Origin of the sequence: Acinetobacter sp. FDAARGOS_558 (assembly GCF_003937785.1) — a bacterium.
Classification (GTDB): domain Bacteria; phylum Pseudomonadota; class Gammaproteobacteria; order Pseudomonadales; family Moraxellaceae; genus Acinetobacter; species Acinetobacter baumannii.
Genome location: NZ_RKJH01000001.1, coordinates 56005 through 66994 on the forward strand (window position 1 = coordinate 56005; position 10990 = coordinate 66994).

Below are 10990 nucleotides of genomic sequence, written 5' to 3' on the forward strand. Positions count from 1 at the left end.
TAAATATTAGAGATTAATTGAGAGAATGAGACATCCTATCTCAAACTTAACACAATGTCCTGTTAAATATATTTACATGACATGATTGTTTTGTAGAACAGTTTCATAAATGTATCAAGTCTTGACTTTGTTATTATAAGAATATTTTGTGGTTAAATAACACTTCGTCTCTCTCATCCGATCAGGAGCTTAGATCAATGGATAATGCAAACATAGAAACACAAGCAGAAGAGCAAGGAGAAAAAAATAAATCAAAATCAAAAAGTTCTAGGAAATCTGCATTAGATTTTAGAAAGTATACTAAACAAATCTGGTTGGCAGGTTTGGGTGCTTTTTCACGTGCCGAAGAAGAAGGGAACAAACTATTTGACTCATTAGTCAAAGTAGGGGAAGAGTTAGAATCCAAAACAGGTGATTTAGCAGATACAACTGTTGGTAAAGTAACCGAAAAAGCAAAAGAGTCGGTTTCTGATACAAAAGACAAGGTCGAGAAAATTTTAGATACGAGTGTAAACCACTCTTTAAATAGAATTGGCTTGGTCACTCCGAAGGATTTACAGCACATTGAACAACTCCTAGTTCAACTGCATATAAAGGTAGATGCTTTAATTGAAGAAAATCAGAAATTGAAGGCAAAATTGAATGAAAAGTAAAAAAATGTAGGGATTTAGCAAATATATAACAGTTTTTTAGCATTTATTTTTGCTAAAAGCTCTGCTCTAGTATTGCGTTTTCCCCCAAAGCATTGCTATAAAGGCGTCATGGCCTTTTAAACTATAGCCTTGGACCTTAAACAAACGATATTAAGAGGATGTTTTATTCATGAATAAATCAGAATTAATCGATGCAATTGCTGAAAAAGGGGGAGTATCTAAGACTGATGCAGGCAAGGCACTCGATGCGACAATTGCGTCAATTACTGAAGCACTTAAAAAAGGTGACACAGTAACTTTAGTTGGTTTTGGTACTTTCAGTGTTAAAGAACGTGCTGCACGTACTGGTCGTAACCCTAAAACTGGTGAAGAGCTTCAAATTAAAGCAACAAAAGTACCTAGCTTTAAAGCTGGTAAAGGTCTTAAAGATTCAGTTGCTTAATCTTTTAAGATGATTAAACGCGCCAATATAGGCGCGTTTTTTATTAAAAATCTGAATTGACCAATATTGCTCATTCATTCATTGTGGTTTTTCAGTTAAAATTCTCCTCGAAATAAAATATTGGAATACTTATGGAATCGTTTCGTACAGTCATTAAGGGTTGGCTCGGCAAAGTCCTTTTAGTTTTGTTTTTGACCCCTTTAGCGCTTGTAGGTATTGAAGGATATTTTAATAGGGGAAACAAGGCAGATGTCGCAAAAACTGTAAATGGACAGGACATATCAAAAAAAGACCTTGAAACTTTAACGCAAAGGTATAAAGAACAATATTTAGCTGCTGTAAAGGGTGATGAAAGTTTACTTAATTTACCGGTAATTCAAGCCAAAGCTCTTGATATATTGGTATCCCGTAATTTGCTCATTCAACAAGCTGAAAAATTAGGTATTTCTTTAAGCGATGCTCAAATCGAGCAAATGTTAGCTCAGCAGCCAAGTTTGCAAGAAAATGGCCAGTTTTCACAAAAATTATATGAAAATTATTTGCGTTCGATTGGTATGACAAGCGAAGGCTTAATTGCTAGCTTACGTCAAGATCACGCTTTAAAAATGTTGACTTCAACTTTTGCAGATTATTCTTTAGTGAGTAAAGTTGATTTAATGCAAATTGCGAATTTGCAAACTGAACAGCGTACATTGCATTTGGCTAGTATTAAGTTAGACCCTTATAAAGCTGGTTTAACTGCATCGAACCAAGAGGCTACTGATTACTACAACAAACATCAGAATGAGTTTAAACAGCCTGCTTCTGTTGATGTAGATTATGTTGTTTTATCTCCGTCTTTAATGGCTAAGCCAGCTCCAGCAACAGATGCCGAGCTTAAACAAGCTTATGCAAAGTTTGTAGAAACTCAGCAAAAAGATGCTAAACGCATAGTGAAACATATCCTTATTACGACAGACGCTCGTGATGATGCCGCAGCTCAAAAACTTGCTAAAGATGTATATGCAAAAATTCAGGGTGGACTTTCATTTGCTCAAGCAGCAGCTCAGTTCTCTGAAGATCCAACTTCTAAAACGAAAGGTGGATTAGTTGAAGCATATGCACCTGGTGTTTTTTCTGATGCATTTGATAAAACTGTTCTAAGCTTGAAAAATGGTCAAATTTCTCAGCCAGTAAAAACACAATATGGCTATCATATTATTGAAGCGGAGACTCAGGCGAACCAAATTCCTTCATTTGAAGCTGAGAAACCACGTTTAATTGCAGAAGTTGAAAAGAATAAAGTTGCTTCTGTTTATTCAGATACCGTAAATAGTTTGAACGAAACGATTGTTGGTAATGATTCTTTAGATGCTGTTGTACAGCAGGTTAAAGGTACAAAAATCGAATCATTAAATGGTGTAACTTTAGCTACTCAAAATCCATATTTAAGTGATCCTAACGTAAAAATTAAATTGTTTAATGATGATGTGAAAAATGGCGATCGTAATGCTTCATCTAATATTCAATTAGCGAACGGAGATACTGTTTGGGTTAAAGTACGTGACTATCATGCGGCTGGTGTTAAACCACTTGCCCAAGCAATGAATGAAGTAAAAGCTAAAGTAATTGATGAGAAAGCACGTAAAGCAGCTCAAGCGAAAATCGCTACAATGCTGACAGAATTCAAAACTCAGCCAGCTGAACAAGTTGTCGCGAAAAATAAAGTTGCTTTTGAATCAGCGGGTGTATTTACTCGTTCACAAGGTTTAAAACGTGCAATTGAGCGTGCAGCATTTAGTGTTCCTGCGCCAAAACCAGGTATGTGGTCTGTAACTATCGCGAACTTACCAAATGAGTTAGTGGTTGTGGCTGTTTCTAATGTAAATTCAGCTGCTGTTAACGCTATGCCTGCTGATCAGTTGCAACAATTAAAACAGCTTTACCGCCAATCTCGTGGTCAACAGATACTTGAAGATTACAGCGAATACTTAAAGTCACACGCTAAAATCAAATAAAATCTATGTAATAAAAAAAGCGCTTCGGCGCTTTTTTTATTATTCATCGAGATTAGTGCCAATATAATTTTGTCTATATTGTTTAGGTGATAAATCAAATACTCTTTTAAATGCCTGACTAAATGCGGTTTCGGAAGAATAGCCCACTTTATTTGAAATTTGTTGTATTGATAAATTACTTGTGCGTAGATATTGGCTAGCTAAGCGGAAACGATAATGCTGTAAATAAGTAAGAGGTGGTTCACCAATAATACTATTAAAAAGATTGGCAAACTTAGATCGTGACATGCAGCATTGCTCAGCTAATGATTCAACAGTCCAGCTTATTTCAGGTTGACTATGAATTGCGGATAAAGCATTACTTAATTCAGGATGTGTGAGGGCACCTAACCAATTTTGTTGATCTGACATTTGTTGAATATGATCACGAATACATTCTATTAAAAGAATACTGACTAAGTGATCAATAATTTTGTCATGACCTGGTTGGATTTTTTGTGTTTCGACCGCTAAAAAGTAGAGACCTATTTGCAACCATTCAGGAGGAGTGGCCTGGTTCTCATGTTGAATATGCATAATAGAGGGTAATGCATTAATAAGTGGCCCTGCCATATAAGTATCGACTTGACAGCGCAAGCAGAGTAATAGGGTATTTTCAGATGTTGATGAGCCTAACTCAATTGGATCGTGGCGATGTCCATTAAATAATGGGGTAATATCGACTGGATCTACAAGTTTACTCGCAGTAGCTTTTGAGTCTGTAGCATGATGCGCTTTTCCAGAAGGAATTAAAATAATATCTCCAGCTCTTGCTGTTATTTTCTCTGACACATTTAATTGGATATATACAGAACCCGTTAAAACGATATAAGCCAGTAAAGCAGATTGATCTTGTGTTTTAAAAGCCCATTCACCTTGTGCTTTTATATAAATATATTCAGACTTATTTAAGTGGATATCATCAAAAAATTTACTTAGTGCATCCATGTTTACGTGATCAATCATTATTTTAATAAAATTATAGTGAGCTATAAGAATAGATCAACATGTGTTTTTAGGACAAAAAAGTGGAAGAAAATGCCAAAGACTTTGAAATAGGTTTTTTGGACGGTTACAACTGTTAAGAAAATAGTATTTCTTTAACTATATAGATATATAGAAAAAGGAAATATGACTATGAATGCACCAGTAAATGTTCAGCAAGAACTTATGCCAGTGCCAGCGTCTATGCGTGAGATAGATCGTAAGCGCTATTTATGGATGATTAGTCCGGCTCTACCTGTAATTGGTTTAGGTATTTTAGCTGGATACCATTTTGGTCCACGCCCATTAAAGAAAGTATTTGCTTTAGGTGGCCCACTTTTATTACACGTTGTGATTCCTGCAATTGATACAATTATTGGTAAAGATGCGCGTAATCCAACCGATGAAGAAATTAAACTTCTTGAGAAAGATCCATATTATTCGCGTTTGGTAAAAAGTTTTATTCCATTGCAGTATGCGGCAAATATTTATGCATGTTATTTAACAAGCCGTAAAGATACTTCATTTATTGACAAAATTTTGCTTGGTATTTCGATGGGTGCCATTAATGGTATTGCAATTAATACAGCCCATGAATTAAGCCATAAACATGATCGTATAGACCATATTTTATCTCATCTTGCTCTGGTGCCTACAGGTTACAACCATTTCCGTATTGAGCATCCATATGGCCATCATAAGCGTGCAGCGACTCCTGAAGATCCGGCATCTTCACGTATGGGTGAAACATTCTATGAATTTTGGCCACGTACTGTTATCGGTTCTTTTAAATCAGCAATTGAAATTGAGAAAAATCGTTTAAAACGTAAAGGTAAAGAGTTTTGGTCACTCGATAATGAATTGCTGCAAGGCTGGGGTATGAGTGCTGCTTTCCATGCTTCTATGGTAGGAATTTTTGGTAAAGGTACGATTCCATATTTGGCAACACAAGCATTTTACGGGATTAGCCTATTCGAAATTATTAACTATATTGAACATTATGGCTTATTGCGTCAGAAAAAAGGAAATGGCCAATATGAACGTACAATGCCAGAGCATAGCTGGAATAATAACAATGTAGTGACCAACTTATTCTTATATCAGTTACAGCGTCACTCAGATCATCATGCTTATCCAACTCGTCCATTCCAAGCGTTACGTCATTTTGATGAAGCACCAGAGTTGCCAAGTGGCTATGCAAGTATGCTGCTACCAGCCATGATTCCTTCATGGTGGTTTAAAATGATGGATAAGCGTGTATTTGATCACTACAAAGGGGATTTAAATAAAGCAAATATTTCACCAAAACGTCGTGCAAAAATCTTCAAAAAATTTGGTGTAGTCGATAAGTCCTTAGAAGCTACACAGGCTGAATAATTAAAAAATATATTCCTGAAATACCGAACCCTCTAATCATGTGATTAGAGGGTTTTATTTTTGCCGATAAGTCATAGTGCTAAAAAGCAAGGAAGTTAAAAAACTCCCTTGCAATATTTCTATTTTAGTTCACTTGAAGATTTTCCAAGCTCACGTCGAGCAATAATAAGTTGCTGGATTTGTTGAGTACCTTCAAAAATATCAAGAATTTTTGAATCACGTGCCCACTTCTCAAGTAGTTCATCTTCGTTATAGCCAACACTTGCTGCTAACTCGACACACTTCAAAGTGATTTCATTGCCTACACGACCTGCTTTTGCTTTAGCGATGGAAGCTTCTTTTGAGTTTGGTTTCTTGTTGTCGGCCATCCAGGTGGCTTTCAGCATAAGTAACCGTGCAGCTTCCCATTCGGCTTCCATTCGGTAAATTTGTGCAGCAAGGTTAGAAGTTTGTAAATATGGAGTAGAGTAATTGGAGTCTAACTGGTCTTTAAAAATTTCTTTAATACGCTCTAAAGAAGCCTTGGCACAGCCAATTGCCATTGCTGCGACTAATGGACGTGTATTATCAAAGGTTTCCATTACACCGGCAAAACCTTTTGCAACATCAATTTCAGGGTTACCGAGCAAGTTTTCAGCCGGAACACGACAGTCAGTAAAACTAATAACGGCTGTATCAGAAGCTTTGATACCTAACTTATGTTCAAGTCGTTCAACCTTCATTCCGGGTGTACCCTTAGGCACTACGAATGACTTGATTGCTGCACGTCCAAGTTTTCGGTCAAGTGTAGCCCATACAACTACCGAGTCCGCACGTTCACCAGAAGTTACGAAAATCTTTTCACCATTTAAAATATAGTCATTACCATCTTTAGTTGCCGTAGTACGGATCGCAGCAGAGTCAGAACCGCAACCTGGCTCGGTAATGGCCATAGCTGCCCAAGTACCCTTAAAACGTTCTAGCTGCTCATCATTTGCGACCGCGGCAATTGCAGAATTTCCTAAACCTTGACGTGGCATGCTGAGCAATAAACCCGTATCGCCATAACACATTTCAATGATGCCTAACGCTGTTGACATGTTGGTTCCATTACGGACTCCTTCATTATCAGTTTCACCACGTTTTCCTGCACCGGCAGCACCTGCATTAATTCCTTCACCACCTTCATTCATGCCATCAATGAGTGAAGCGAGCATATCGAGTTCTTTCGGATAAGCATGTTCTGCTTTATCGTATTTACGGGAAATAGGGCGTAATACATTGATCGCAACATCATGTGCCTGATCAATCATCATTTTGAATTTTTTTGGATTTTGTAAATTCATGGAAATATCCTCTGATTGATCTTAAGCATGTAGGCCAGAATGTAAAATTGCGGTTGCGCGTAAATCACGATACCAACGTTCAACAGGGTGTTCTTTTGTAAACCCATGACCACCTAAAATTTGTACGCCATCTGTTCCTATTTTCATGGATTTTTCTGCGCAAAGAAGACGAGCTAAATATGCTTCACGATGGAAAGGTTTACCTGCTTCGGCAAGACTTGCGGCATTTAGAATTAGCATGCGCATAGCATCAATTTCAATTGCCATATCTGCGATCATGAATGCGACACTTTGACGATGTGAAATTGGTTCTCCGAAAGCAGTTCGCTCATTGGCATATTTAATACAGTAGGCTTTTACTGCTTCACAGGTTCCTACAGCCATTGCACACCACATTAAGTTGCCTAAATCTAAAAAGGCGGTGTAATCAAAATCTGTTGCACCTAGTCGTAGAGCAGGTGTATGACTGAATTTTAATGTAGCTGTCTCTGCTGCTTTGAGACCCATAGCAGGAGTACTTTTAATAGAAATGGTATCGCCAGCTTGTACTACAAATACATCCGGCTTGCCATTAAAGTCTGCACTCACCAAGAACACATCAGCCAAATCTCCTAAAATGACCAATGTTTTTTCGCCCTCTATAAAATATTGATCATTTTCAAGAGAAGCTTTTGTTTTTAAAACATAAGGGTTAAATGCTGGAGTAGCTTCTTGTACAGCGAAAGTGGCGGTAATATCGGAGTCTTCTGCAAAGCAAGGTAAATACATTGACTGAACTTCAGTAGAACCCCAACGTGTAATGGCATTAATAACACTAAACGTACTTAAGAGCCCTGCTGTAAGACTAAAATCACCTTCAGCTAGTTTTTCAGCAATCAATAAGTTACTTACAATATTTTGTTCAGCGGCGACACCACCTAGTGCTTCTGGAAGAGCGTAATAGTTTAATCCTAAATCTTCTACATATTGCCAAAGGCTTTCTGGAAATTGAGCTGTCTGATCAGCATCATGAGCTAATCCCAATAAAACTTCCTGAGCAAATTGTGACATTGCCTCTGAAGTCATTTGTTGTTCTTCAGTTAGGCTTAAATCAAATAGGTTTTTCTTCTGTTGAGGCAGGCGTTGTTGGGGAATTTGCTTAGGTTTAAATGCTTTCTGAGTCTGACTTAATGCTCTAAAACCAACTTTTGAACCTTGGTAAAGAGACCTTTCAAGAAATTTACGTAGTTTGAGTTGATCAAGTACATCGCTTCCAGCTAGTTTTGTGATCAGCGATAAACCCAACCCTTGGGCTTTATTGATCATATTTGTCATGATTATGGTGTCCTAACACATTGTTATTGTTTTATGCTGACACGCTGTATAAGAAAAAACTATGTCGTTGCTGACATTCAAAAAATGAGTAGATAAATGGTAAAAGCAAAATAGGTTTTGGTTTATGTTTCTGATTTCAAAAAATAAAATAAATTTTTAAAAAGAACTATTTTGATTGGATTGACTAGAATGACACGGAGTCATTCTAGTCTTAATAATATTAAGCAAAGTTACGAATCATACGTCGTACATTTGTTTTGGCATCAATAACAGTCATAAATGTATATGCGCCAATAAACTTACGGCTAATAAACATAAATTCTTTTGGAGGAACCGAGAAATATCGAGACGCCATTGATTTGCTTGCTTGCTGCATAACACGACTATGTAACTGGCTCTTTTTCCAGTCATAACGTTCATGTTCATCCATCAGCCCAGCTGGCATATCTGGATTATTTGCAGGGGTACTGAATGCTTCTGTCGCAAGTAAAAAGACATCGGCCATGCCGGGTTTAATACTTTCAGGCATTGCATCGAAAAACTCATATCCAGTCATTGCTTGAACCATCGCATGTTTATCATGCTGATAACCCGCTTGTATAAGATTACGCGCAACTGAGAGTAAATGTTCATCGAACTGACGGATCGCACCAAAGTCTAATAGTACAATTTTATCCTGAATATCTTGGCCATTACCTAAACGAACAAGGTAGTTACCAAAGTTAGGGTCAGTTTGCATTTCGCCCCATTCAAAAATCTCACGAACTGCAATCTCTAGTGAAGCTTCACCGAGCTGATTGCGGCGTTCTTGAGGAAGGGAAAGCATGACTGGACTATTAATTGGCACGCCACGTTCAAAGGTCATACATAAGACTTGATCGGTACAGTATTCATCTACAATTGTAGGGACGATATAGCGCTCATCATCTTTTAAACGCTCAGCAAAGCGACGTGTTGTGGCTGCCTCTACGTGATAATTGACTTCACGATGCATCATTTCACGTACTTCATCAAACCACTGATCAAACTCACGAGTTTGAGGAACCATACGTGTAAGCTTAAGCATGTTTTTAAACAGACTCATATCGGAGTCAATTGCATTCGCAACACCAGGGTATTGAATTTTTAAAACTAACTCTAAACCGTCTGACTTACGTGTTGCGCGATGAACTTGTGCCAGAGAAGCCGTACCGATAGGCTCATGGTCAATTGTTAGATCATTTAACTTAGAACCTAGTTGTTCTTGTAAATGAGGTTTAATTGCTGGCCAGTCTAAAGCAACAGTTTGGTTATTTAAGGTATTTAAAGCTTGAGTAATTTCTTCTGGTAAAAAATGTTCACCATAAAGCGCCATCATTTGGCCAATCTTGACAATAGAACCTTTTAGTTTGCCAATTTCAGAAACAAGATAATTAGCTTGCTCGCTCATTGCCTTTTTACGCTTCTTCTCTTTTTCTTCTTCACTAGAAAAGAGGGAAGAGGCACTTGCAGTAGCCCAACGTGTTCCTGCCAGTAAAGAAGCTTTCGCGATTGATAAGCGTCGATCCATGGAAGAAGTTTTTAAACTCTTAAGCTTATCGTTCTGATTTGACATGAAAATAGAATCCTATGCGCATCATGCAGCCAAACGCTGGTGATCTAAAATTGTAACGAATATTACATGTTTTGAACGTATTAAAATAGTTCCCTCAGACTGAATGGTGAGTTGAAAGTCTCATTTTAGATTTTAATTTTCTAAAAATAGCCTAAGCGTTAGAGAGAAAATTAAAATATCCACCACTCAGAAAAATAAACCACTATAAAACGTCGTATCAGATGCTAACCGTAAAATTACATTTTAAACTGAATTTTCAATTCAGCCTTTTGCATTAAATGCATACGATTAGCTTGAATATGTTGAATAACCATTTGCTTGACGGAATCATGCATAAAACCAAGCGCATGAGCCTTTACAATAACGATGCTAGGCAGTGTATAGAAAAAGTACTTAACATCATCAAAAGTCGCATTATTAAAAATGCCTTGTTCGATTAAGGTCTGCTGTAAAAATTGCTTTTCATTTAATACATGATCTGAAGACTCATCCCAAAAACGGTGACGCATTGCCATCAGATTATTGTGTTTGTAACTCATAAATTCGCCAGTTCAGACTTTAAATCTCAACTAAATATATTGGAGTCATCTACTCAATATCAAGTTTAGATTGTTTTTTGTTCGGTGTAGGTTTGATTTTTCATGTAAATGATGTAAATAGCCTAAGCAAATTTTAAACTTTTCTTAAAATAAATATAATCAATATCATTTCATTAAAATTTAAACTCCTATGACTCCTGCATGTAGACTGTTAAAAAGTAACAAAATCGAATTTTCTATCCATGAGTATGAACATGACGCAAATGCTAAAAGTTTTGGCTTAGAAGCTGCGGAAAAATTAAACCTTAATGTAAATGAGGTGTTTAAAACACTTCTGGTTACCGATGAGAAAAATTATTTTGTTGCGGTTATACCAGTTAACCATCAACTCAATTTAAAAAAAGTAGCTACGGCAGTGGGGTGTAAAAAATTACAGATGGCAAATCCTAAAGATGCCGAACGGTTAACAGGGTACTTAGTGGGCGGAATTAGTCCTTTAGGCCAAAAGAAACGTTTGAAGACAGTAATTGATGCCTCTGCACAAGAGCTCAGCAAAATTTATGTAAGTGGCGGTAAGAGAGGGTTAGATATTGGTGTAAATCCTAAAGATTTAGCACAAATATTAACGGCGCAATTTGTAGACGTACTTGATTAAATTTATGAAAAGGTGACTACTTATTAATTTAAGCAGGAGTGGACTGGCTCAAGTCGGGTTTTATAATGAAA

At 37.0% G+C, this 10990-nt stretch carries 10 protein-coding genes; 5 read left to right on the forward strand and 5 right to left on the reverse strand.

Annotated elements, in window-relative coordinates; translation table 11 throughout:
- The first annotated feature begins 197 nt into the window (after positions 1-197).
- The 3 genes from EGT34_RS00275 (at position 198) to EGT34_RS00285 (ending at position 3092) form a co-directional block, all read left to right on the forward strand.
- On the forward strand, positions 198-653 hold the full coding sequence (locus tag EGT34_RS00275; RefSeq protein WP_000368000.1) for a phasin family protein: 456 nt from the start codon (positions 198-200) through the stop codon (positions 651-653).
- Positions 654-822: 169 nt separating this feature from the next.
- Positions 823-1095: an HU family DNA-binding protein gene (locus EGT34_RS00280; RefSeq protein ID WP_001043034.1), complete on the forward strand. Its 273-nt coding sequence runs from the start codon at positions 823-825 to the stop codon at positions 1093-1095.
- A 131-nt stretch (positions 1096-1226) separates the two neighbouring features.
- A complete protein-coding gene (locus EGT34_RS00285; RefSeq protein WP_000443420.1) occupies positions 1227-3092 on the forward strand; it encodes a SurA N-terminal domain-containing protein in 1866 nt (621 codons plus the stop codon).
- Between the two features lie 39 nt (positions 3093-3131).
- Here EGT34_RS00285 and EGT34_RS00290 read toward each other — a convergent pair whose 3' ends face one another.
- On the reverse strand, positions 3132-4079 hold the full coding sequence (locus EGT34_RS00290) for an AraC family transcriptional regulator (protein WP_000339569.1): 948 nt from the start codon (positions 4077-4079) through the stop codon (positions 3132-3134).
- Between the two features lie 189 nt (positions 4080-4268).
- Here EGT34_RS00290 and EGT34_RS00295 point away from each other — a divergent pair, with 189 nt between their 5' ends.
- On the forward strand, positions 4269-5492 hold the full coding sequence (locus tag EGT34_RS00295; RefSeq protein ID WP_000993546.1) for an alkane 1-monooxygenase: 1224 nt from the start codon (positions 4269-4271) through the stop codon (positions 5490-5492).
- Positions 5493-5611: 119 nt separating this feature from the next.
- Here the strand turns inward: EGT34_RS00295 and EGT34_RS00300 are convergent, their stop codons facing one another.
- The 4 genes from EGT34_RS00300 to EGT34_RS00315 form a co-directional block, all read right to left on the reverse strand.
- On the reverse strand, positions 5612-6817 hold the full coding sequence (locus EGT34_RS00300; protein ID WP_001053244.1) for an acyl-CoA dehydrogenase family protein: 1206 nt from the start codon (positions 6815-6817) through the stop codon (positions 5612-5614).
- A 21-nt stretch (positions 6818-6838) separates the two neighbouring features.
- Positions 6839-8122: an acyl-CoA dehydrogenase family protein gene (locus EGT34_RS00305; protein ID WP_171059669.1), complete on the reverse strand. Its 1284-nt coding sequence runs from the start codon at positions 8120-8122 to the stop codon at positions 6839-6841.
- A 229-nt stretch (positions 8123-8351) separates the two neighbouring features.
- Positions 8352-9725: an ABC1 kinase family protein gene (locus EGT34_RS00310; protein ID WP_000070798.1), complete on the reverse strand. Its 1374-nt coding sequence runs from the start codon at positions 9723-9725 to the stop codon at positions 8352-8354.
- Positions 9726-9961: 236 nt separating this feature from the next.
- Complete coding sequence (locus EGT34_RS00315; RefSeq protein ID WP_000120631.1) at positions 9962-10264, reverse strand: hypothetical protein; 303 nt, start codon at positions 10262-10264, stop codon at positions 9962-9964.
- Positions 10265-10454: 190 nt separating this feature from the next.
- On the opposite strand from EGT34_RS00315, the gene ybaK reads away from it, so the two are divergent.
- Positions 10455-10919, forward strand: a complete 465-nt coding sequence (gene ybaK / locus EGT34_RS00320; protein ID WP_000186520.1) for a Cys-tRNA(Pro) deacylase — start codon at positions 10455-10457, stop codon at positions 10917-10919.
- Positions 10920-10990: the final 71 nt, after the last annotated feature.

Coding starts and splice junctions, on each gene's coding strand:
- EGT34_RS00280 (WP_001043034.1), top strand. CDS start 823: ATGAATAAATCAGAATTAATCGATGCAATTGCTGAAAAAGGGGGAGTA.
- EGT34_RS00285 (WP_000443420.1), top strand. CDS start 1,227: ATGGAATCGTTTCGTACAGTCATTAAGGGTTGGCTCGGCAAAGTCCTT.
- EGT34_RS00315 (WP_000120631.1), bottom strand. CDS start 10,264: ATGAGTTACAAACACAATAATCTGATGGCAATGCGTCACCGTTTTTGG.
- ybaK (WP_000186520.1), top strand. CDS start 10,455: ATGACTCCTGCATGTAGACTGTTAAAAAGTAACAAAATCGAATTTTCT.
- EGT34_RS00305 (WP_171059669.1), bottom strand. CDS start 8,122: ATGATCAATAAAGCCCAAGGGTTGGGTTTATCGCTGATCACAAAACTA.
- EGT34_RS00295 (WP_000993546.1), top strand. CDS start 4,269: ATGAATGCACCAGTAAATGTTCAGCAAGAACTTATGCCAGTGCCAGCG.
- EGT34_RS00310 (WP_000070798.1), bottom strand. CDS start 9,725: ATGTCAAATCAGAACGATAAGCTTAAGAGTTTAAAAACTTCTTCCATG.
- EGT34_RS00300 (WP_001053244.1), bottom strand. CDS start 6,817: ATGAATTTACAAAATCCAAAAAAATTCAAAATGATGATTGATCAGGCA.
- EGT34_RS00275 (WP_000368000.1), top strand. CDS start 198: ATGGATAATGCAAACATAGAAACACAAGCAGAAGAGCAAGGAGAAAAA.
- EGT34_RS00290 (WP_000339569.1), bottom strand. CDS start 4,079: ATGGATGCACTAAGTAAATTTTTTGATGATATCCACTTAAATAAGTCT.